At 71.0% G+C, this 25,520-nt stretch carries 2 protein-coding genes (1 of these 2 only partly in view); both read right to left on the bottom strand.

The window, feature by feature from the left end:
- Positions 1 to 13,606: amino acid adenylation domain-containing protein (locus ABDJ40_RS06555; RefSeq protein ID WP_347607777.1), on the bottom strand; the 13,606-nt coding region annotated here is incomplete at its 3' end.
- Positions 13,603 to 25,520 carry the 3' portion of an SDR family NAD(P)-dependent oxidoreductase gene (locus tag ABDJ40_RS06560; protein WP_347607780.1) on the bottom strand. The gene runs 4,549 nt beyond the window's last position, so the window shows 11,918 of its 16,467 coding nt (coding positions 4,550-16,467); its start codon lies off the right edge, out of view; its stop codon occupies positions 13,603 to 13,605. The genes ABDJ40_RS06560 and ABDJ40_RS06555, both read right to left, overlap by 4 nt.

The raw sequence follows: 25,520 nt of genomic DNA on the forward strand, positions 1-25,520 counted from the left end.
TGGCCATGATGGAGTCGGTGCCGTAGCTGGCGAAGGAGGCATCAGTCTCGATGCGGTCCTGCGGCAGCTGCAGCACCTCCGACAGCTTGCGGCGCAGGTAGGCCTGCATGTCCGCCAGCGTGCTGCTCGCCGGGGCAGGCGTCGCAGCGGGCGCCAGCGCGGCAGGAGCAGCCGCCGCGGCCTGGGGAGCGTCCACCGCCTGCGGCAGATCGCCGCGTTCCAGCAGATAGGCGCTCAGCTCCTCGATGTCTTCATGTTCGAAGAACAGGGTCTTGGGCAGGCTGCCCAGGTCCTTCTCCAGCTCCCGGATGAGGGCCATGGCCATGATGGAGTCGGTGCCGTAGCTGGCGAAGGAGGCATCAGTCTCGATGCGGTCCTGCGGCAGCTGCAGCACCTCCGACAGCTTGCGGCGCAGGTAGGCCTGCATGTCCGCCAGCGTGCCGTCCCTGGGGGCGGGCACCTGCGCCGGCACGGCCGGCGCCATGGGCGTCGGCAGCGGGCGCTTGGCCTCAGCAGGGGGGACTGCCCTCTGCGCATCCGGTGCGGCCGGGGCCGGTGGCACCAGGGCCTCCTGCCGTTGCGGGGTCGCCGTCGCGGCGGCCACGGGGAACGATGCCCGCACCAGCCCGTTGCTCTGCGCGATGACCAGCTGCTGGCCGTGCACATGCAAGGCTTCGCCCGGGAACAGCACGCGTTCGTACCCTTCGTCCTGCAGCACCTGACGCCAGCTGTCCTGGTAGAGGCCTGGCGAGCCCGGGATGCGCAAGGCGGCGTCATCGTAATTCCACCAGCCGTCCAGCAGCCCGAACGTCACATGGCTGAACAGGGTCTTGTGGCTGATTTCATTCAGGACCAGCAGACCGCCGGCCCGCAGCGTCGCCTTCACGTTGCGGAGGGTCTGCCGGATGTTCTGCGTGGCGTGCAGGACATTGGTCGCGATGACCACGTCGAAGCGACCCGCCTCGATGCCCTGCCCCTCGATGGCTTTCTCGGCGTTGAAGATCTGGGTCTTCAGGAAGGGCGCGATCGGCGCATAGTGCTGCCGGGCATGCATGAGGAAGGCATGGGAGAGATCGGTATAGACGTACTCCTCGAGGGCCACGCCTCGATCGGCGATCTTGCGCAGAAGCCCGGCCGTCGTCCCACCGGTCCCGGCGCCGACTTCCAGCACCCTGAGCGGGCTTGGGGCGCTGCGGGCGATGGCCAGCACGGCGTCATGGACCATCTCGTTGAACAAGTCGGCCTTGCGGTTGCCCTTGTACAGCCCTTCCACCAGGGCCATGCTGGAGCCCGGGAACATGACTTCCGTGGCGAGTTGGCGCCCGGCCAGGATGTCGGGCAAGGCGCGCAGGCAGACCTCGGCAAGCTTCATGGGGATGCGCCGGTAGTCGTTCTGCGGCCACCCCGCTGCCTGCTGTTCCCAGTCCGCCCAGGCGCTGAGCGCCTGGGCGCGGGCCGCGGCGGACACCTGCCAGGCCTGCCCGCCCGCTGCCGTGCACGGGCTGATGGAGCCCTGCTCCTGCAGGACCGAGAGGCTCTCCTCGAGCCAGCGGCCATGCCTGGCCTGGGCCGCCTCGCGGCCGTCGAGGAAGGGCAGCATGCCCCACAGCAAGGCGCGGGCGATCAACGCATCCAGCTCCGGGCTGCGCGGTTCCACATCGGCCGCGCGTTGCGTCCAGTCCTGGGCACATTGCTGCAAGGCCGAGTCAAGGGCCTGCAGGGCGGTCGCCTGGCTCGCCGGGGTGCCGGCGACGTCGCGGTAGTGGAGGATCCGCTCCTCAGCAGGACCGGCCGCCCGGCCCACGACGCCCGGGCGAAGCGTCTTGAGCACGGCCACCTGGGGCAGGCGGCTGGCAAGCAGCGCCTCCAGAGCCCGCATGCCCTCGTCGGGCTCGATGGACCCAAACCCGGCGGCCGCCATGCGCTCCCGGTAGCTGGCATCGCTGACGACGCCGACGCTCCCCCAGTAGCCCCAGTTCACCACCTTCACCGGGAAGGGCAGCGTCCGGTCCAGCCAGGTGGCGAAGGCATCCTTGAAGGTGCAGCCGGCCGCATAGTTGGACTGCCCGGCCGTCTTTCCGTAGGCCGTGATCGACGAGAAGAACACCATGAAGTCCAGCGGATCGGCACCGAAGACCGCCGCCATCTGCACGCTGACATCCGCCTTGGAACGCCAGGCTGACAGGAAGCGCGGCTCGTCCATGGTGGCCAGGCTGGCGTCCGCCAGCACGATGGCCGAATGGATCACGCCGCGGGTGGCAAGAGCCTGCCCATCCCAGCGGAGCGCCGCGATGCGGCGATGGGCTTCGGCCAGGCTGTCGCGATCACTGGCGTCGGCACACAGGTAGACCGGTGCGGTGCCCAGCCGGCCCAGCGCTTCGCATTGGCGGCGGATGGCGGCGTCCTCCGGGCGCCGACCGATCCACACGATACGCGCCTGGTGCTGCTCGATCATCCAGCGGCTCCAGGCCATGCCGATGCCGCCCGCTCCGCCGATCACCACATAGACCCCGCCTCGCCGGTACGCGCCATCGCCAGCAGGCAGGTCCTGCACGGCGACCAGCTCGCGCGCCAGCCAACAGCCATCGCGCCAGGCCCAGGCATTGCCTTCGGGGTCGAAGGGGACCGAGAACATTGCGCCAAGAGGCCAGGCCCGGGCGGCCTGCAGGTCGAGCAGGCGGACCTTCCACGTGCGGTACTCCTTGGCCATGGCGCCGACGAGACCATGGATGCCCGCATGCGTCGGGATCACCCGGTCGCCGGGGCTGGTCGCGTGCGTCTGCTGCGTGAGCAGCGTCCACGCCAGGTCCTTGGCCCCGTAGCCGGCGGCCAGCAGCATCTTGATGTGGCGATACAGCGCCAGCACGCCCTGCTCCTGGGCCGCCAGGATCGCCTCCCCGCTGGCCTGCGGACCCGCGGCGCTTGCGGTGTCGAGGGAAGCCGGTGCGATCCAGACGATGTGGTTCACCGGCTGGCCGCGCGCCAGGGCACGGGCCAGGGCCGCCTCGGCCTGCGGCCGCTGGCCGTCGGCCGCATCGTGGCTGAGCTGACAGGCCGGGAACAGGCCCTGGATGGCCTGCTGCTCCTCTCGGGTCCCGCCCAGCACCAGCATGCCGGTGCCGTCTGCGCTGCGGTCCTTCAGCGACAAGGGCGAGTCCTGCGAGGTCGGGACCTCCTTCGGATTCCAGAGAACTGAGCGCATCAGCAGCCCGACCTGGGTGTCGGAGGCCGGACGCGGCCCTGCGGCGTCCGGCGACGGTGTCGTGGCCGGAACCGAGTCCGTGCCCGGGCGATGCAGGGCGCGCGAGGACAGGCCTCGCATCCGGACGCACACGGCACCGCTGTCGTCGCAGACGTCGATGTCGATCTTGTCCGCGCCTGGCCTGCCGGCCGCCTCGCCCTTCTTGCGGCGGGCCGCAGGGGCGCTCTCGGCAGCGGGTCGCAACCAGGCCCAGACAGCGTCGCCGCAGGCGCGCAGCACCTCGACGGTGTCCAGCGCGAAAGGCAGGTAGGCCAGGCGAGCCGAGGCCTGATGCGCAGGCGTCCGGCGCAGGCCGATGGCCGCCTGGAGGACGGCATCCAGCAGGCCCGGATGCATCGTGAAGCGGCCGGCCGCTGCCTGCTGGGACACCGGCAGACGCACCCGGGCGAGCACGCCGGCCTCGTTGACCCGGCACGAGGCAAGACCTCGGTGGCTGGGGCCATACACGATGCCCACGCGTTCGAAGGCGGCATACCAGAGCGCAGGATCCACCACCTCGGCCTGCGCGAAGGCGGCCTGCAGGGAGGCCAGGTCCAGGCGGGCGCCCTCCTCCGGCCCGGAGGCACCCACAACCCCTTCGCAGCACGTGAAGTGCTCGCCCCCGGTGGCTTCGATCTGGACGCTGAAGCGGCCAGGCCCTGTCCCCGGGGCGGGCGGCTCGATGAGCAAGGTCACGGGGCTGTTGACCCGCACCGGGCGAATCCAGGCCACATTCGACAGGCGGACCGTGGTCGCCCCAGGCCCCGAGGGCCAGGCGAGACGGACCGCCTCATGCACGAGCTCCAGCTGCGCCACGCCGGGCAGCACGGCATCGCCCTGCACTTGATGGTCGCGCAGGCAGTCCTCCTGCCCGCTCAGGGTGAGGCGGGCACGCCCCGTCGCGGCCTCGACAGCCGTCGCCGGCAGCAGAGGATGGGCGGACCGACCCGCATTCACGCTGGCGGTCTGGGTTTCAGGGCCCGATGCGGCCACGGCCGCCGACTCCGAAATCCAGTAGCGTTCCCGCGCAAACGGGTAGCCCGGCAGGTGCACGCGGCGCACACCGAGCGACCCGCCGATTTCATGGAGGCGGGTCCAGGGGATCGACGCGCCCTTGACCCAGGCGTCCAGCAGGGCCTCGAGCTTGCGGCCGTCGATCCAGATGTCCAGCAGGCGGTCCAGGCCGGCCATGCCGGCGGCCTCTTCGGCTCGCGCATGCTTCGAGACCTTCACGCGGCCCCGTGCCATGCCGGGCACCCTCTCCTGGCCCGCGACGAAGGCCGCCAGCCGGGCTTGCAGCTCAGCCCACGACGCCACGACAAAGCCCACGCGCTCCGGCATGGCCTCGCGCCCGACCTGCAGCGTGTAGGCCAGGTCTGCCAGGCGCGGCGCCGGTTGCGCAGCTGGGACGCCAGGGGCGGCCTCCGTGGCGATGTCCTGGACGTACTGGCGCAATGCACGCGCTGCGTCGATGAGGCGATCCGAGGTCTTGGCCGACAGCAGCACCACCGCCGGTCCTGCGTCCACCGCGGCCGCGCCGGCCGGGGCCGGCCGGTCGTCCATCGGCTCTTCCAGGACCACGTGCGCGTTCACCCCTCCGATGCCGAAGGAGCTGACGCCCGCCCGACGTGGCAGTGGCTGCCCGTCGGCATCCGGGATCCGCGGCCAGTCCAGGGTGTCGCGAGGGATGAAGAAGGGACTGTCGGTCAGGTCGATGTAGGGGTTCAGTGCCTCGCAGTGCAGGCTGCGCACGCGCTGGCCGTGCTTCATCTGCAGCAGCACCTTGATCACGCCCGCCACACCGGCAGCGAGCTCCAGGTGACCCACATTGGTCTTGAGGGCCCCCAGCGCGCAGCTGCTGTCCCAGCGCCGCTGCGAGCTCTGCGGCTGGGCGGCCAGGCGTTCCGCAAAGGCCTGCTTGAGCGCATTGATCTCGATGGGATCGCCGAGCTTCGTGCCCGTGCCATGCGCTTCGAGGTAGCCGATGGTCCTGGGGTCCACGGCGGCGCGGGCATGCGCCTGGACGATGACCTCCCTTTGTGCCGTCGGATTGGGCGCCGTGAGGGTGTTGGAGTGACCGCCATGGTTGACGGCACTGCCCCGGACGATGCCGTGGATGGCATCGCCGTCCCGCCGCGCCGCACTCAGGCGCTTCAGGAACAGCATGCCGACACCTTCGCCGCGGACAAAGCCGTCCGCCTGCGCCGAGAAGGTCTTGCAGCGGCCGTCCGGGGCCAGCATGCCGGCCTTGCCAAAGCTGATGTGGGCATGAGGCGTCAGGATGGTCTGCATGCCGCCGACCAGCGCGAGCTCGGCATCCCCGCAGGCGAGGCTCACGACCGCCCGGTGGAGGGCCACCAGGGACGACGAACAGGCCGTCTCCACCGGCTCGCTGGGGCCGTGCAGGTCCAGGAAGTGGCTGATCCGGTTGATGGCGATGGAGGGCACGACGCCCAGGAAGGAGTTGCCTTCGATGCCCTCGCCGGCCGCCTTGCGCAGGTCGCTGTAGCCGCTCTGGGCCACGCCGACGAACAAGGCCGTCTTGCTGCCCGCCAGGTCCCTGGGGTTGTAGCCGGCGTCCTCGATGGCCCACCAGGCATGCATCAGCAGCTGGCGGTGCGAGGGGTCCATCTGGTAGGCCTCCCTCGGGGAGATGTTGAAGAACAGCGGATCGAATTCCGCCAAGCCGTCGATGAAGCCGCCCCATCGGCTGCTGGGCAGCGAGGCATCCTCTGCGGCCTCCGGCGTGCAGGCGCGCCAGTCCCAACGGTCGGCAGGAACCTCGGTGATGCAGTCCCTGCCCTCGAACAGGTTTCGGGCAAACGCCGACACGTCACGGGCGCCAGGGAACCTGCCGCTCATGCCGATGATCGCGACGTCGTCGCCCCGATCCTCGATCGCCGCGGCCCCCGCCGGGGCCTGCGACGGCGCCTGGGCCCAGACGGTCGGCGGCACCGCTGCGGCCTGCTGGATGGCTGGCACTGCGGGCACTGCGGCAGGTCCTGCAGGCTGCGGCCGCTCATTCAAGGCCGGGTAGGTCTCCAGCATGAACTCGGCAATCTGCAGCAGGGTGGGACGCTCGAAGAAGGTCGTCGGGTTCATGAGACCCGCAGCCTGCGTGCCCAGCGACAGGCGCTCGTTGAGGCGGTTGCTCAGAGCGGTCAAGGACAGCGAGTCCAGGCCGTAGTCGCCGAAGTTCTGGTGCTCGTCGATGTCTTGCTCTGCAGACTTGATGACCTCGGCCACCTCGGACTTCAGGCGCAGGATGAACGCCGCCAGGCCCTCGGCGCTGGCGGGGGCTGCGGCGCGGCTGTCCGCCTGCACGGGCGCAGCGGCCGCAGTCGCCACGGGCAGGGGGCCTGCCTTGTCAGGGCCCTGGCCGGCGCTGCCGGGCTTCCAGCCGACGATCATCGCTGACTCCCCCTGGTGCAGGATGAAGTGCAAGGCCTGCACCACCGTCAGGACCTGCCGCGATGCGATGCCCTGCAGCAGAGGCTGGGCCAGCGGCATGGGCAAGGGCTCAGGGCAGAAGACGGCCGCGCTGCGTCCGTGGCGGATGCCCACCTTCACCCAGGCGTCCCGCTCGTCGAGCCAGGCGAGGATGGCGGCGTCAGGTGCCAGCGCCTCATCCGTCGCCTCGACAGGCAGGGCAATGAAGAAGTCGAGGGACTCGGCCCGGGTCGCCTCGTCCAGGGCCCTCAGCTGGGCCTCGGGCAGCAGGCGCCCCTGTGCGGGAGGGGTGGCGGCTTCGGTGCAGGCCAGCACGCCGGTGATCGGCCCGTGGCGTTGCCGGATGCGCTCGACGAGGGCCTGGCCGTCCGCGGCGGGATCGCCCGCCATGAACTCGAGCCTCGCGCCATTCACGAGGTAGGACTGCAGGCGCTCCAGCCAGGCGCTGTCCGGGGCCTGGAGGTCGGTGAGGACGAGGCTTGCCCCTGGCACCTGCCCCAGGTGGCAGGCCAGGTTCAGCGCCAGGCCGCTGCAGGCCCCGGTGATCCAGTACACGCCGCCGGTCCGGAAGATGTCCATCTCGAGCATCCAGCGTTCCGGCTCCACGGGGACGAAGCGCCGGGCCGGACGCCGTGCGGCGACGGCCGCCTGCGGCGCCGCGCCATCGCCCCGACGTCGCACCCAGTAGCGGTTGGCATTGGCGTCGCCGTCGGCGGTCTCTGCCCGGGCGCTGAACTCGCGGATCGACACGCAGACCTGCCCTTCAGCATTCAGGAAGTCGATGTCGTAGCGCGCCACGGCCGTGTTGCCGCCGGGATCGTCGCTGAGGCGGACATGGACATGGGCCTGCTCGCCCATGGGCCGCCACACGACCAGCTCCTTCACGAAGAAGGGGAGGCAGCCCCCATTGGCACGCGGCTGGAGGATGAGGCTGTCCGCGATCTGGAAGGCCGCATCCATCATGCTGGGATGCAGGCCGAAGGCATCGCCCCGCTGGGCGGCGGCAGGCAGGGACAGGGACGCCAGCACCTCCTTCTCGCCCTTGAACAGGGCCGAGATCGTCTTGAAGCTGGGCCCGTAGTTGCCACCACCGCTGTCCAGGTACTCATAGAAGCGCTCCGCCGCCACGCGACGCGGGCAGCGCGCCCTCAGGGCCGACAGGTCCACCCGCGCCGGTTCGGCGCTGTCCATGCCCGGCCCGAAACGCACGGCGCCCTGGCAGTTCAGCGCCAGGGGCGTGCTTCCATCGGCGCGGCCGGAGCTCACGGTGAACTTCATCGCGCCGGCGTCGTCCAGGTCAGCGTCCGGGTCGAGGCTCAGCACGACCTCGGCGGGCTGGTCGACGACCATGGGCGACATCCACACGACGGACTGCAGGCGCACCCGGCCATCTCCACGGGCGATCGCTGCCGCCGCGCGGGCCATCTCGAGATAGGCCACACCAGGCAGCAGGCGGCGACCCCGGATCATGTGGTCCGCCAGGAAGCGCTCCTGGCCCGAGAAGCGGGAGCGCAGGCGCAGGCGGCGGGGCTGGGTCGCCTCGACCGGGAGGACTTCCTGCAGCATGGGGTGCAGCGGGGCGGCGAGGCCGTCACGCGGGGTGTGCGCAAAGGGGGCCGGGACCTGCCGCGGCGCCGCGACGGGCCCACCCGCCGCGCCCAGCGTCTGCAGCGGCGCAAAGCGCTCGGCCGCGAAGGGATAGGTGGGCAGACTGGCCCGCTGGGGCCGCCCATGCGGGTGCAGGAGGCGCCAGTCGAGGTCGACGCCCTGGGTCCACACGGCCGCGATCTTGGACAGGCTTCCGGCCTCGACCCAGCCGCGGATCAGGCCCTCCATGCCCTGGTCGTCGCTCAAGAGGCGCGCCAGGCCCTGGGCGCCCTGCCCGGGCGCGGCAAGGCCAGTCTCGGCGCCGCCATGGCCCTGCGCGACGAAGGCGTCCAGGGCCTGGGCCAGCGCCAGATGGCTGTCCACGACGAAGGCCACCCGGCTTGCCATGGCCTCGCGGCCCACTTGCAAGGTATAGGCCAGGCGGTCGAGCGCGGGCAGCTCAGCCGGCTCCTGTGCCAGGAAGGCGAGCAGCTGGGAGGCCTGGGCCTTCAGCCGATCCGGGTTTTTCGCAGACAGCGGAACGAGCACCGCCTGCCCGCCCACGGCGGGCGCCTCCCCCGTGACGGGCTCGGCCGCCTCCATGATCAAGTGCACATTCGTGCCGCCGATGCCGAAGGAGCTCAGCGCGGCGCGACGCCGCCCGCCCGGCTCGCTCGCGGGCCAGGCCTGCAAGGCCCGCGCCACGAAGAAGGGCGACTGCTGGAAGTCGATGGCGGGGTTGGGCACCTCGCAGTTGATCGACGGCGGGATTTCGCCGTGCGCCAGGCTCAGGGCCACCTTGACGCAGCCCGAGAGACCCGCCACGGTGTCCAGATGCCCGATATTGGGTTTCACCGAGCCGATGGCGCAGAACTGCCGCTTCTCGCTGTAGCGGCGATAGACCTCCGTCAGGGCCGCGACCTCCACCGGGTCTCCCAGCTTGGTCCCGGTGCCATGCGCTTCCACGTAGCCGATGGTCTCCGGGTGGATGCCTGTGGCGTCAAGCACCTTCTGGATGACCCGCGACTGGCCGCCGACGCTCGGTGCGTAGAAACCGACCTTGTCGGCGCCATCGTTGTTGACGGCGATGCCGCGCAGCAGGGCGTAGATGTGGTCGCCGTCCGCCACTGCATCCCGGGCCCGCTTCAGCATCAGGACGACCACCCCCTCGCCTGGCGTCAGGCCGCTGGCCTGGGCGTCGAAGGTGCGGCAATGGCCATCGCTGGACAGGTTGAGCCCGGGCTGGTGGACATAGCCGATGCTCGCCTGCGGAAGCACCGTGGAGGCTCCAACCAGGGCATGGCGGCACTCGCCCGTGCGCAGGGCCTGGGCCGCCAGAGCCAGAGACACCGGACCCGATGAACAGTTCGAGTGGACGAAGAGGCTGGGGCCGGTCAGGCCGAGTTCATAGGAAATGCGGGTCGGGATGGTGCCGCCCTGAGCCAGCAGCCAGGCCTGGTATTCGTCGGTGGCATCGATGCCGCCGGCCTGGTTCAGCAAGGCCTGGTAGTAGCTGTTCGAGGCGGACATGTAGACGCCGGCATCGGCGATCGCCTCACGCGTGTAGCCGGCGTCCTCGATCGCCTTCCAGGCATGCTGGAGCAGCAGCCTGAACTGCGGGTCCATCAGCTGCGCGTCCTTGGACGTCAGGTTGAAGAAGGCCCGGTCGAACAGGTCCTTCCCGTCGAGGGTCTGCTGCATCGGCACGTAATGCCGCTCCTGAATGCGCGACTCCGGCACGCCTGCGGCGCGGAGCTCCTCGGGGCTGAAGAACCGCGCACTTTCCCAGCCTCGCGCCAGGTTGCGCCAGAACTCGCGATGGTCGGCGGCGCCGGGCAGCTCGCAGGACATGCCCACGATGGCCAGTGCGTCGTCTGCCTCGAGCGGTCGCGCGCCGCCGGGCGCAGCAGCGTCCGCCACCGGCCCGCCCACTTCGGCGTGACGCTCGCCGGTGATGGCGCCAGCGGTCGGCTCGCCGGTCTGCGCCAGGCGTTGGGCCAGGAGGGCCGCGAGGGCCGCGACATTGGGGTGCTTGAAAAAGTCCCCGACATCCAGCGCTGCGGGTTGGAACGCCAGCAGGGCACGGTCGGCGATCACGGCGATCGTCACCGAGTCGGCGCCGGCCTCGAAGAAGCCGTCGGTCACGGACATGTCGGTGATCTTCAGGACCTCGGCGCACAGGGCCAGCAGGCGCGCCTCGATGGACGAGGCATCAGGACGCGGGCGGGTCGCTGCCGGCGGCCTTGCGGGCGCGAGCCCTGCATGCAGGGACACCGGCCGATCGGCCAGCTCCTTGCGGTTGACCTTTCCGTTGTTCGTCATGGGCAGGGACTCGAGGGGTAGAAACAGGGAGGGCACCATGTAGTCCGGCAGCTGTGCCGAGAGCTGGCTGCGCAGCTGGCGGGCCAGCGCGCGGAAGTCGTCGGGCGTGCCGGCGGTGTGCGGCACGCAGTAGGCGACGAGCTGATGGACGCCCTCCTGCTGGCGCGCCACGACCGCGGCGGCCTTGAGCGCCGGGTGCAGGCCGAGGTGGTGCTCCACCGTCTGCAGCTCGACGCGGTGCCCGCGGATCTTCACCTGGAAGTCGATGCGGCCCAGGTGCTCGATGCTGCCGTCCGGGCGCCACCTGGCCAGGTCCCCTGTCCGGTACAGGGTCTCCAGGCGGCCGCTTCCCGCGGGATGCTCGAAGCCCGCCACGAAGCGCGCGCGCGTCTCCTCGGGCCGGTTCAGATAGCCTGCCGCCAGGCCGTCGCCGGCGATGCACAGCTCGCCCGCCACGCCCACCGGCACGAGCTGGCCGTGCGGGTCGATGATGCGCACCCGCGTGTTGGCGATGGGGTGGCCGACATGGACGGGCTCCTCCGCCCTCACCCGCGCCACGGTGGACCACACGGTGGTCTCGGTAGGCCCGAACAGGTTCCAGACCTCGTCGGAACAGGCCAGCAGCTTGCCCTTGAGCGACGCGGACATCGCGTCCCCGCCGCACAGCACCTTCAGGCCTTCCTCGTTGCGCCAGCCCGAATGCAGGAGCAGCTCCCAGGTCGACGGCGTGGCCTGCATGACAGTCGGCCGGGTGCGCTGGATCAGGGCACGCAGCGCGGCACCGTCACGGGCCGTGGCGCCTTCGCTGAGCACGCACCGGGCCCCCTGGACCAGCGGCAGGAAGAGTTCCAGGACGGCGATATCGAAGCTGCAGGTAGTGACGGCCAGCAGGGTGTCGTCAGCTGCCAGGCCGGGCCTCGTGGCCATGGACAGCAGGAAGTTGGTCAGCGCGCCGTGCGGGATCATCACACCCTTGGGCTTGCCGGTGCTACCCGAGGTGTAGATGACATAGGCCAGCTCCGTTGCGTCGGTCCGTTCCTCCAGGACCCCGGCCTCCAGCGCCGCATCGTCAGCGGGCTCCGCATCGAGCGTGATCACCAGCGGTGCGCTCGCCTGCCCGGCCACCGCCCGGAGGCGTGCCTGCAGCGCAGACTCGGTGAGGAGGATGCGCGGCGTGCTGTCGCGCAGGATGGCGTCTGCCCAGTCCTCCGGATAGTCCGGGTCCAGCGGCACGTACACCCCCGAGGCCTTCCACACGGCCAGCAGGCCCACGACCAGGGCCGTGGACCGCCGCAGCTGCACGGCCACGCGGTCGCCCGTGCGCAGGCCGCGCTGGCGCAGCTGCCGGGCCAGGGCGTCGCTGGCCTCCTTCAGCTGACGGTAGCTCAGCGAGCGAGCGCCGCAGCGCACGGCCTCGGCATCGGGCCGATGCCGCGCGTGCCGGTCGATCAGCTGAGGGACGCGAGCATCCCGGGGATAGTCCACCGCGGTGTCCGACCCCAGCGCCAGCAGCTGGCGCTGCTCGGCCGGCGCCAGCATTGCGCAGCGGCCGACCGTGGTCGACGGTTCGGACAGCACGCTGTCCAGCAGCTGCGCGTAGTGGCGTGCCAGGGTCTGCAACGCGGCCTCGTCGTGCGAGCCCGGCCGGGACTTCCAATGCAGGGTGAAGTCCGTGCGGCCGGAGCTGCCTTGCGTCTCGTGCACCTCCAGGACCAGCTCGTACACGCCTTCCTGCCTGAACTCGGGCATTGGCGTGACGTCGGCGTCGTCTGCCGGCAGCCTGGCGAGGAAGTCCTGGTGCATGAAGGCGATGTCGAACAGCGGGCTTCCCTCGCCCTGGCCCTGGAGCCCCAGCTGCCTCACCAGCGCCGCGAAGGGGAGCTGCAGGGCAATGCCGTCGATCAGGCTCCGGTGCAGCTGCTTGAACAGGGCCAGGGCGGTGTGGTCGGGCTGCAGACGGGTGCGCAGCGGCAGCATGTTGATGAAGAGCCCCATCGCCGAGCGGTAATGCCCGGCGCCTCGGGCATCGACCGGCATGCCGATCACCAGGTCGCTCTCTCCGCTGTAGCGGTGCAGCAGGATGTGCAGCACGCCGAGGAAGAGCGTGGACGCCGACAGCTGCTGGCCTTGCAGGAACGTGTCCACCCGGCCGCTGGTCGCGGGGGCGAGCGGTACGCTCAGGCAAGCCCCCGGGCCCTGCGCCGCCCGGGCTGCCCGCGGGGTGCCCAGGGACAGGCGCAATGGCGGCGCCGGCTGCGCCAGCTGCTCCTGCCAGTAGGCCAGGCGACGCGCGCCCTCCTCGCTGGCGAGCAGGGCTTGCTCTTCGCGCACGAAGTCGTCGAAGGTCTCGTCCAGGGCCTGAAGCACGGGCTCCTGCCCTTGCATGGCCTGCCGGTAGGTCTCGAACAGGCGCGTGACCAGGGCGACCATCGACTGGCCGTCGAAGACGATGTGGTGGACATGCAGTGCCACAAGGGTGTGGTCCGATGTCAGGGGGCTGGCGTCGGCTGGTGTGTCCTGCCCCTGCCAGCCCTGCAGGCCGAGCAGGTGGATGCGCAGCAGGGGCCCCACCTCCAGCGAGAAGGGCTGGCGGATCTGGCGGTGAAGGTGGTCCACGATAGCAGCGCGTTCTGCGCCAGCCCCCAGGAGGTCGACCACCTGCTCCAGGACGGGTTCTGGGAAAGCGCCGCTGGCCATGACGCGCCGGGGTTCACCATCCAGCGTCTGTATCGCCGAATGCAGGATGGGGTACTGCCTCACGACATGCCGGCAGGCCCGGCGAAAGGCGTCGAGGTCGAGATTCCTGACGGCAAAGCACAGGGGGATGGTGTAGGCCTGGCTTGTGGCCTGCCGCTTCTGCAGGGCCCAGATCCCCCGCTGGCCTTCGGACAAGGCCTGCGCCGTCTGGCTTTCACGCGCTGCGCCGCGAAGTTCGCCCACCAGAGCGTCGAGCGACAGCCGGCCCGTTCTGTACGCTTGAATCGCGTCGCTGATCATGACTTTCATTGGGTACTCTCAATGCAGAAAATGGCTTCGTCCAGGCTCAGTCGGCCGCCTTCCAGGCTGGCCAGCAGCGCCAGCACCTCGGGCGTCGGGGCGGCCTCCGGGCCCGCTTTCGGCATTCCTGCCGGTGCGGCCGCTGGCGCCTGCGGTGCGCATGCCGGAACCGGCCCCGACGCGGCGCTGGACGCCCGCCCCTGGGTGCGGCGCTCGGCCAGATGGGCCGCCAGCCCTTCGATCGTGGGGTAGTCAAGCAGGGCACTGGGCCTCAGGCGGCTGTCCAGCTCCCGCTGGATCGCTTGAGCCAGGGCAACAAGGTCGAGCGAGCTGCAGCCCTGGTCGACCAGACTGCGCCGGCTGTCCACCCGCTCGGCAGGCACGCCCAGCAGGGTGCCGACCTGTCGACGCAGCCAGTGCGCCTCCTCCTGCGCCAGCGCGGCTGCGGCTCGGCTTGAAGCGGTCGGGGCGTGCGGCGACGGTACCGCCGACCGCGCATTGCCCAGCGGCAGCACGGGCAGGTGGAGGCGCACTGGCGCCGTGGCCGCATCGGCGCCCTCCGCCACTGGCCAGACGACCGCGCCACCCGAGGCCCATTGCCATGCCGCCTGCCGCAGGCGGCGCTCCTCGGCGTCGCGGGACGTCGGTGCCGCTTCCTGCAGGGCCGTCTCGCCGTCGATCAGGTCGGGCGAGCTGCGCTGCTGCAGGACGTCGTCCAGCCTGTCGATGAGCCCGGCGAGATCGGTGGCCAGCAGCACCCGCCTGTAGGCCAGTGCGGAGCGGCCGGCCTGCATCGTGTGGGCCACATCCCTGAGGCGAAGGGCTTGCCGGCCCGGCCCCGGGGCCTCGTCCGCCGCCAGGAGGAAGGCCTTCAGCACCTCAGCGTAGTCCCGCAGGGCCTGGCGGCTCGTGGCCGACAGGGGCACGGCCTCCAGCCGGCTCACATCGCGGCCAATCCGGCCCTGACCCAGGCCCTGGCGGACCGGCAGATGCTCCTGGACCACCAGGTGCACATTGGTGCCGCTATGCCCGAACACGTTCAGGGCGGCCTGGCGCGGGGCCCGCGGCGCGCCAGCGGGCCAGGGCTGGCGTCCCTTGGCAAAGTGGAAGGCGGAGCCCTCGAGGTCCATCATGGGGTTGGGCTGGTCCCAGCCCCGCAGGCCCGGCATCGTCCGATGCTGGAGGGCCAGGAGCACCTTGATCAGCCCGATCACGCCCGACGCCGCCGCCGTATGGCCGATGGTGGCCTTGACGCTGTCCAGGGCGCAGAAATCGCTCCTGTCGGTGAAGCGGCTGAACGCCCGGGCCAGCGCATTCACCTCGACGGCATCGCCCAGCAGCGTGCCGGTGCCATGGGCCTCCACGTAGTCGATGCGTTCGGGGTCGATCGAGAAGCGTCGGTAGACGTCGACGATCAGCTCCTCCTGGGCCACGCCATTCGGTGCCAGGATGCCGTTGCTGGTGCCGTCCTGGTTGACGCCGGAGGCCCGGATGATGCCGTGGATAGGGTCACCGCTGGCCAGGGCATCCGACAGCCGCTTGAGCACGACAACGCCCAGGCCCTCGGCGAAGGCGGTGCCATCGGCTGAGGCATCGAAGCTGCGGCATCGGCCTCCGGTCGACAGCATGCCGGCCTGCTCCAGAGTGCCGGTCATGTCCGGCCCCATGGCCGCGAAGACGCCGCAGGCCAGGGCCCCGTCCGTCTCCCCGCGCCGCAGGCTCTCGCAGGCCAGATGAATGGCAACGCCACCCGAGGAGCAGCCCGTGTTGATGACGTAGGCCGGCCCGCGCAGGTTCAGGTGGTACGAGACGCGCGAGGCGATCAGGGCATCCGAGGCACCGGCAAAAGTGCTGGACCGGTAGCCCGTCGGCTCCGCGCCGGCGAACACGCCCATCCGGGCCCCGGCCAGGGACTGGGCTGGCATCGCAGCGTTCTCCAGCGCCTTCCAGCACTCCTGGAGCACCAGGCGCTGGTAGGGGTGCATGGCGGCCGCTTCCTCTGGCGACAGCTGGAAGAAGTCATGGTCGAAGGCGCGGCCGCCCTCGAGCAGCCCCCGGTTCGGCGGCGGGCCGGGCTCGTCACCCGCTTGTGTCAGCAGCTCCCAGAAGGCCTCGACGCTGGACGCACCGGGGAACAGGCCGGCCATGCCGACGACGGCGATGTCGGACTCGCGGGCCAGCTCGCGGTCGGCCCCGTCGGCCACCCCCGCCTCCGCTGCCGGCGCCGCAGTCGCGGATGCCGCCAGGGCCTGCGCAGGGGCGGCCACTTCGGGCGCCACGGCGCGAGCCTCCAGCTCGCGGGGCGACGCGTTCGCTGCGCCCTCCAGCTTCAGGCGGATCGCCTCGGCATGGCGGCCCGCGATGAAAGTGGCCAGGTCCCGGACGGTGGCGTATTCGAAGATGGTTGCGGTCTTGAGCGGGATGTCCAGGGCCGCCTTCAGCGTGTCGATGAAACGCACGCCCAGGATGGAGTCGATGCCGTAGTTGATGAAGGGAACGTCGTCCCGGATCTGCTCCGCCGGCAACTTCAGGGAGGCCTGCATGGCGCGGCGGATCTCCGCGCTCACCAGGTCCCGGAGCGAGGCGTCCGAGGCGACGCCCGCAGTCACGGCGCGGGCCGGCCGGCTGCTCGCATCGCGCGGGCGGTCCGGGTGGCGGTTCGTCGGGGCTGCCGTCTGCTGGCGGATCAAGCCGTTGCTGCTGGCCTGGACCACCTGCTGGCCGGCGGCATGGCCGGCTGCGGCCAGATGCCGGATGTCCGAGAAGCCCTCGTCCTCCAGCACCTCACGCCAGGTCTGCGGGCTCAGGACCGGGCTTCCCGGCACGCGGAGCGAGGCATCCTCATGCAGCCACCAGCCTTCCAGCAGCCCGAAGGTCAGGTGCGTGAACAAGGACTTCTCGCTGATCTCGCTCAGCAGCAGCAGACCACCAGTCCGCAGGCAGGCCTTGGCGTTGCGCAGGGCCACGCGGACATTGCGCGTGGCGTGCAGGACGTTGGTCGCGATGACCACGTCGTAGTGGCTCTGCGCGATGCCCTGGGGCGCCAGGGCCCGCTCCACGTCGAAGAGGCCCGTGCGCAGATAGGGGCAGTGCTGTCCCCACAGCTCTTCCGCACGCATCAGGAAGGCCTTGGAGACGTCCGTGAAGTGGTACTCGCCCACATGCGCGGCCACGGTTTCCAGTGCCTTCAGCATCGGCACGGTGGTCCCGCCGGTGCCGGCGCCGATCTCGAGGATGCGGATCGGCGCGGTCCGGCCCTGGTCGACCTGCACCTGGACGTAGTGGCGCAAGGCCTGGGCCTGCACGGCATTGAACAGATCGGACTTGGGGTTGTTCCGGTAGAGGCCCTCGACCAGGGCCATGGAGCCCTGCGGGAACAGCACGTCCGCAGCCAGCACGGCACCGCCGAGCACTTCCGGCAAGGCCTGCAGGCAGGCATCGACCAGCGTGAACTGGGCGCTGCGTCCGCCGTCGCCCTGACGCAGCGTCTGCGCCTGGAAGGCCTTCCAGTCCTGCCACAGGGCCTCGACCGGCTCGGGCCTTGCCAGGCACCGGGGCACGCCGTTCTCCAGGCAGATCAGCTGATTCGCCTCGAGCAGCTGCAGGGTTTCCTGCCACCAGCGCGCATGGAAGCCTGCGGGGGCGGTGAAACCTTGCAGCAGCGGGGCCACCGTGGCATAGGTCAACCTGAGCAGCCAGCTTTCCAGGACGCGCGCCTGCGCGGCCATCGCCGCGATGGCCGGCGCGCTGGCGTCCGCCAGGCTGGCAGACATCCAGGGCAGCGCTTCCGACCCACCGGTGCCGAGGGACAGGACCTCGTCCTGGGACACCCCCATGAGCTGCTCCACATCGCCGGAGGCGCGCATGCAGACCATCTCGCGCAGGGCGTGGCCATGCATGCACAGGCCGACGAACTGTTCGAAGCAGTCGAAACCTTCCTCGTCGCTGAGCATGCCCACATGCCGGGCATCCAGGGACCCGGCGTCCTGCAGCGATGTCTCCCAGAAGCCCCAGTGGATCGTCCCCACCGGGAACGCTGCGGCGGACCTCAGGGCACGCACCCAAGCATCCCCGGCCGTCGTGGCACTGGCGTAGGCACCGAGCCGCGTCGCGCCGGAGAAGGCGTAGGCCTGCGCGGACGAGAAGTAGCAGAGGAAGTCCAGGGCCTCGTGCTGCAGGGCCTCATGGAAGTGGCGGCTGCCCACGGCCTTGATGCGCAGGATCTCCTGGAAGCGGTCTTCCGGGACCTCCGCCACGGTGTGGTCGGCATCGAAGACCATGCCGGAGAAGATGGCCCCATCGACCTTGCCGAATCGCTGCCTGAGCGCCTGGACGGCCTGCCGCAGGGCGTCCGCGTCCAGCGCGTCGGCCTGCACATAGGCGGGGGCCGCACCGTCGAGCGTGCAGCGGTCGATCGCCGCCCGCACGGCCGCGGCCTCGGGCGCGCTGCGTCCCATCCAGACCACCTGGGCCTGGTAGCGCCGCATCAGCTGCCGGGTCAGGGCCTGCCCGACATGCCCACTGCCCCCGAGGATCAGGTAGACCCCCTTCTGGCGCAGCCCCTGGTCCTGCCGCGTCGGCGACGCCGGCAGCCGGAGGAAGCCCTGCCGGTAGGCGCGACCCGATCGCAGCTTGGTCAAGGCACCGCGGTCGGCTGGCTCCAGGGTGAGCAGCTGGCGCAGCAGCGCCTGCGTGTCCGAGGGGGTGCTGCCTCCGCCGAGATCACTGAGAGACAGATCGACATTGCGCACATGGAAGCGATGGTCGCCTTGCGCGACGGCGTAGGCCAAGCCTGACACGCCCGCCCCCCAGGGCTTGGCTGCGCCTTCACCCAGGGGATGCTGGTCCAGCGTCAGCACGTACAAGTCCACCAGGTCCGTCGAGCCCAGGGTGCGCGCGAGCGCCTGCACCAGGCGCAGCAGGGCGATTTCGTCGCTGTCCGGCTGTGCCGTCGTGGCCAGGCCAGGGGAGTACGGCTCGCGACAGCCGGCCAGGAAGAACACCTCCTGGGGAAGCCCCTGCGCGCGCAGGCGGGCATCAAGCCGCTCCAGGTCCTGGGTCTCGGCGGTGCCGGCGGCGGCCAGCGACTCCCCGGCGGCGTCCAGGTTCCAGGCCGTGAAGGCGTCACCGGGGCTGCGCTGAGCCAGGGCGTCGACCAGGCCCCAGGCCGGGCCCCGGTGCACGACCAGGGTTTTGCCCAGGGATGGACGGGGGTGTCGCACGGCGGGGTCTTGCGCGGGCCAGGGCACTTCGTTCCAGGTCGGGACATAGGTCAGGCACTCGGCCGTGCCGGCGTCCGTCGCCAGCGCCCGGGGCGCGAGGCTGACGAGCCCTGCCTCCTGTGCCGTCTCCTGTGCCGTCTCCTGTGCCGTCTCCTGTCCCGCGGCCGGTGCCTCGACCCAGCATCGCAGCTTGGCAAAGGGATAGCTCGGGCCCGATTGGCGCAGGGGGCGCGCCTCGGCCGGCAGATGCTGATAGAGCTGCGGCCAGGCGACGGACAGGCCCTGCACCCACAGCGCCGCGATGCGCTCGACCTTCCCCTTGCGGATCCAGCCCTGCAGCGTCAGTGCGAATTCCTCGTCGTTGAACAAGGCCGCGCCCAGGGCGGCGTCGGCCTGCAGACGGCCGCTGCTGACCCCCTCGCCCATCTCGCCGCGCTCGAGGTAGCGCTCCAGCTGCGCCGCCAGCTCCTGCGCGCTGCCGGCCACCAGTGCCAGGCGCTCCTCCATCTCGTCACGACCCACCTGCATCGTGTAGGCGAAATCGGCGAGCCAGTGCGGTGCCTCCGCTTCAGCCGCGTGGCGCTGGAGGTGGTTCAACACCTCTCGTGCATAGGCGCGCAGCCGGTCCGGGTCGCGTGCAGAGATGGGCAGCAGCACGCGGGATGGCGGCTGCTGCGCGGGCGCCGCCCGGTGCGGCGACGGCTTCACATACTCCTCGATCACCAGGTGCGCATTGGTGCCGCTGAAGCCGAAGGAGCTCACGGCCGCGCGGCGCGCCTGGCCAGGGACGGCCGGCCAGGGCTGGCGCTCGGTGTTGACGAAGAACGGCGACTGCAGGAAGTCGAAATGCCGGTTCGGCGTCGAGAAGTGCAGCGTTGGCACCAGCTCCCGGTGGGCCATGCACAGCAGCACCTTGTGCACGCTGGCCATGCCTGCGGCCGCCGAGGTGTGACCGACGTTGCTCTTCACCGACCCCAGCGCGCAGAAGCCCGTCTCGTCCGTGTAGGCCCGGAAGGTCGTTTCCAGCGCACGGAGCTCGATGGGGTCGCCCAGCTTCGTGCCCGTGCCATGCGCCTCGACGTAGCTGAGGGTGCGCGGATCGATGCCATGGCCCTCGTACACCTCACGGAGCAGCTCGGCCTGGCTGGCTCCACTGGGGGCGGTGATGCCGTTGGTGCGGCCGTCCTGGTTGATGCCCGAGGCGATGATGACGCCCAGGATGGGGTCACCGTCGCGCTCGGCATCGGACAGGCGTTTGAGCACCAGCGCGCCGACTCCCTCGCCTGGCACGAAGCCGTCGGCGTCGTCGTCAAAGGTCTTGCAGCGGCCGTCCGGGGACAGCATGCCGGCGGCACACATGCCGACGTAGGACTCGGGGGTCAGGTACAGGGTCGAGCCCCCTGCCAGGGCCAGGTCGATCTCGCCCCGCTGCAAGGCCTGGCAGGCCAGGTGGGTGGCCACCAGGGAGGACGAGCAGGCCGTGTCCACCGGGATGGCGGGGCCCTTCAGGTTCAGGTAGTAGGGCAGGCGCGCCGCACCAATGGCAAAGCTGCTGCCGATGCCGGCCGCGGCGCCGCGGCTCTTCATGGCCAGGGTGCCGTACTCGTGGTTCATCAGGCCCAGGTAGACGCCGCACTTGTGCTGCGACAGGGAGGCCGGTGCCACACCCATGCGTTCGATGGCGTGGTAGCCCTCCTGCAGGAACAGCCGGTGCTGGGGATCCATTTCCTCCGCTTCGGCGGGAGAAATTCTGAAGAAGGTCGGATCGAAGCAGTCGACGTCCTCCAGCATGCCGATCCACTTGCAGTAGGTCTTGCCCTCCGTGCCCGGTGTCGGGTCGTAGTGCCGGGCCACGGACCAGCGGCTGTCGGGCATCTCGACGACGCTGCTCCGGCCGGCGGCCAGGTTGTCCCAGAACTCGCGCAGGGTGGGCGCGCCCGGATATCGGCCTGACATGCCGACGATCGCGATCCGCTCGCGTCCGGCCCTGACGGACGGGTGCCCGGCCGGATCGCGGGCCTGCTGCTGCGGAGCCACTGCCGGCGTCGTGAGCGAAGTGAGGGGCGTCGCTGCGACGGCGTTCGCGGCTGATGCCCCCTCCGTGGCTGCTGCCGCTTGCAGCGATACCAGGGCCTGCGGACGGGCCAGGGTCACCTGCGCTGCCCCCGGGGCGGGCGCGGTTGCCGAGCTCGCCACCGCGGCCGCGTCGGCGGCAGCCGGCCGTGCCTCATGCAGGCGTTCATGCACCAGGGCAGCCATGGCCGCCAAGGTGGGATGGTCATAGATATCCATGCCCTTCAGCGACGTGCCGTAGCGCGCGTTGAGGCCCTTGATCCATTCGACGCCGACGATGGAGTCCAGCCCCAGGCGGGCAAACGGCTCTGTCGGATCGATGGCTTCAGGCGTCAGGCGCAGGGATTCGGCCAGGCTCTGCTGCAAGGCCCGCTGCAGCTCCTGCAGCCGGACGCCCGGCTCGCCATCCTGGGGCCGGCCCATGCCGGCAGGGGCCTCGGCCGGCACCGCGCCCTGCGTCACGACATCGCCTGCCGCGGCTTGGCCCAGGCTGCCTCGCAGCAGGCCGGCCAGCGCGCGCACGCTGGGATAGTCGTAGACGTCGGTCGCGCGGATCGACGCCTGGTAGCGCTGGTTGATGTCGCGGATCCACTCGACGCCAACGATGGAGTCGAGCCCGAGCTCATGAAAAGGTCGATCCAGTTCGATGGCCTGGAGCGGCAGGAACAGCGCACTGGCGAGGCTGGCTCGCAAGTCGCTCTCCAGCTGCGCAGCCTGCGCGGCGATGGGGGCGGCGGCTCGCGTGCCCACGCCCTCGGCGGCATGGGCCTCCGTGGCGCTGCGCAAGGGCGTCAGTTCGATCAGCGAGCGAGCTGGCGCGACGTCGCGGCGTGTCTCTGGGTTCGAAGTCATGCGCTCTTCCTGGCTGGGCAGGGTGCGGGTCTGAAGGTCGAGGGGGACGGCCGGCGCCGGCGCCGGCGCCGGGGCCGACACGGCCGTGCCGGTGCTGGCGGCAAGGGGCTTGAGCCAGTAGCGATCCCGCAGGAAGGGGTAGGTGGGCACGCCGATGCGCCGGGGCTTCAGCAAGGCGCCCTGGACAGGCCATGCCCCGAGCTCACCGCGCACCCAGCGGGCCGCCAGCAGCGCGGCGTCGTCAGCGGCAAGGCCGGGGGCTTGTTCCCCCTGCCCTGCCTGCACACGCCCCACGTGGAGAGCCGGGTGGGTCAGCTGCCCGTCGATGAAGGCTGCCAGCGCCGCTCTGAGCTGGGCCAGCGAGTCGACCACCAGGGCCAGGCGTTCCGGCATGGCGACGCGGCCGCGCTGCAGGGTGCAGGCCAGGTCGACCAGGCGGAGATCCGCCTTCTCGAGGCCCTGCGCGTGACGCTGGAGAAAGTCCTGCAGGCGCCGTGCATAGGCCCCCAGACGCTCCGGGCTTCGGGCGGACAGGGGGACGACGACGGCCGACGGCAGCGGCACGGGCTCCGGCGGCGCAGCTCCCTCAGCGGGAGCTTCGTACTCGGTCAGCAGCAGATGGGCATTGGTCCCTCCGGCACCGAAGGACGACACCCCGGCGGCGCGTGGCAGCGTCCGACCGTCCACGGTGGGGCGCTGCCAGGCCCGCAGCGACTGGTTGATGACCCAGGGCGTGGCGGCCATCTGGAGGTGCGGGTTCAGCTCGCTGGAATGCAGCGAGGGCACGATCTGGCCGTGCTGCAGCTGCAGCAGCACCTTGGTGAGGGCCGCGACGCCGGCCGCGCCCTCGCAATGGCCGATGTTGGACTTCACGGACCCGATCCAGCATGGCGACGCCGGTCCCGCATCGGCGAAGGCGCGGGTCAGGCCCGCCAGCTCGATGGGATCGCCCAAGCGGGTGCCGGTGCCATGGGCCTCGATGTAGCCCACGGAGCGGGGATCGACCCGGGCCTCCTTGAGCGCCTTGGCAATCACGGCGGCCTGGCTGGCCGCGTTGGGCACGGTATAGCCGTTGGTCCGCCCGCCGTGGTTGACGGCACTGGCTTTGATCAGGCCGTAGATCCGGTCGCCATCGCGTTCCGCATCGACGCGGCGCTTCAGCAGCAGCACGCCCACGCCCTCGCCCGGCACATAGCCCTCGGCATCGCGGCCGAAGCTCTCGCACCGGCCCCGCGGCGACATGAAGCCGGCAGAGCTCAGCATCCGGTACTTGTTGGGATGAATGCTGAGGTTGACGCCCCCGGCGATCGCCAGGCCGACTTCGCCTGCCAGCAGGTCCCGGCAGGCCAGATGGACGGCCACCAGCGAGCTGGAGCACATGGTGTCCACGGCCACGCTGGGGCCGTGCAGGTCCAGGAAGAAGGAGATGCGGTTGGCGATGCTGGCATAGCTGCCCCCGGTGAGACCGGCGGGCGCCTGCTCGCCCATCTCGGCGGCCAGCCACTGGTAGTTCTCGTACATCACGCCGACGTACACGCCCGCCAGGGACGCCAGGCCCTGCGCGTCACGCCGCTGCAGGTCCTCCGGCCGCAGTCCTGCGTCCTCCAGAGCGGTCCAGACCTGCTGGAGGAAAAGGCGCTCCTTCGGGTCCATGGACCCGGCCTCCCGCGGGGAGATGTTGAAGAACTGCGGGTCGAACTCGTCCACGCCTTCGACGAATCCGCCCCACTTGCTGCGATGCCGGCCGGCGCGATGACCGTCGGCATCGAAGTAGTCGCGCCAGTCCCAGCGCTGGGCGGGCACTTCCTCGATGCAGTCCTGACCTTCGCGCAGCTTGTCCCAGAACTGCTGCAGGTCGCTGGCCTGCGCGTACTGGCCCGACATGCCGACCACGGCGATGTCGCTTGCGCCCGCCCCGCCAGTCTCGACAGGGGCCAGCGGGGCGTGCGCAGCCAGCGGGGCGCGCGCAGCCTGCGGCTCGTCCGGGCCCGCACCGGCGGCGCGCAGCCCCTCGGGGGCGGGCTGCGGCACCGGCACCGGCACCGGAGAGGCCGACGCCAGGGCGCCTGCAGCCAGGCGGTCCTGCAGCGTCGAGGCATGGGCGCGTGCCAGGTACTGGGCGACCTCGCGCAAGGTCCGGTGCTCGAAGAACAGGGTCTTGGGCAGCTGGCCTAGGACGCGCTCCAGCTCGTGGATGAGCTGGACGGCGTTGATCGAGTCGATGCCGTAGTTCTCGAAGTGCTCCGTCTCGCTGATCTGCGAGGCGGGGAGCTTCAGCACCGTCATCAGGGCATCCTTCACCAGGCCTGCGGCGAGGGGCAGGCCCGCGCCCGCCTCGGCGGCAGGCCGGGGCGCCGCCACCCCGTGGTCGGCGACGACGGCCTCCGCGGGCATGAAGGAGCGCCGGGCCAGGGCGAGGATGTCCCGCCGCTGTCCATGGTTGACGAAGACCGCCGGCGCGTCCCCGGCCAGGGCGCGGAGCAGGGCCTCGATGCCTGCCGGTGTCGGCATGGGGGTCATGGCCAGCCTGCTGCGCAGCTCGGACGCGACCTGCGCGTCGACCGTCATGCCGCCATCGAGCCACAGCGGCCAGGCGATGGAAAGGCTGCGTCCGCTGCGCTCGCGTCCCAGGCTGCTGCGATGGGCCGCATAGGCATCCATGAAGGCATTGGCGACGGCATAGTCCGCCTGGCCGGCATTGCCCACCGCTCCGGCGCCGGACGAGAACAGCAGGAAGAAGTCCAGGCTGCCCAGGGAGCGGGTCGCCAGGTCCAGGTTCACCGTGCCGCTCACCTTCGGTCGCAGCACTTCGTGGAATTCAGCCGCGGACTTCCGCAGCAGGTACCGGTCTCGCAGCAGGCCTGCGCAGTGGACGACGCCATGCAGCGCGCCATGTTCCGCCACGATGCGCTCGACGCGATGGCGCACGGCCTGCGCATCCGCGACGTCCATGGCGTGGTAGTGTGCCTGGACACCTCTGCCGCGCAGACGCTCGATGAGGGCAAGCGTCGCCGCGCTGGCCGCGGACCGGCCGGTCAGCACCAAGGTCATGCCGGATGCGGCGCCGCTGGCACTGGCTTGCACCGCCATGGCTTCCGCGACGATGCGCCCCAGGCCGCCACCGGCCCCCGTCATCAGGTAGACACCCTGCTGCCGCCAGGGCGGCCGGCTGGCCGAGGCGGCCTCCGGACGGCTTTCACAGGGTTCCCAGCTCAGCACCTCGCGCCGCACGCCGACGTAGCGCACGCAGGGCTCGTGCGACTGCCGTGCCTCGGCTTCCAGCAGGGCCGGCAGGCTGTCCAGCGCCTCGCCGTGCACGAGGACCAGCTGGCCCTGCAGCCAGGGATGCTCGAGCTGGACGGTCCTCAGCAGCGCGCCCAGAGCCTGGGTGAAGCGGCTGGCCTCATCGCCCGGCACGAGCAGCTGCACCCGCGTCGGCTGCGTGATGCCGGCGAGCAGCAGCTCGCGCAGCTTGCCCGACAGGGCCTCAGCCTGGGCGCCAAAGCGCTCCGCCACCGCCTGCAGGTCCAGCGCCTGCGTGCGGGCGCCCTCCCCGAGCAGGTCCTTGAACAGGGCCCGGGCGCGCGGGCCGGCAGGATCGCCGACGTCCACGGGCGCCGCATCATGCGAGAGCACCCAGACATGGCGTTCACCGACCCAAGTGCCGGCGCCCTCCCCTGCCGCAGCGGGCGTGAAGGGGCGCGTGGTCCATGCAGGCTGCAGCAGCACGGCCTCCTCCGCCGCCGTCGGCATGGCCTTGACCACCACGTCGCGCA

It is taken from the genome of Roseateles flavus, assembly GCF_039872765.1.
Classification (GTDB): Bacteria; Pseudomonadota; Gammaproteobacteria; order Burkholderiales; family Burkholderiaceae_C; genus Roseateles_B; species Roseateles_B flavus.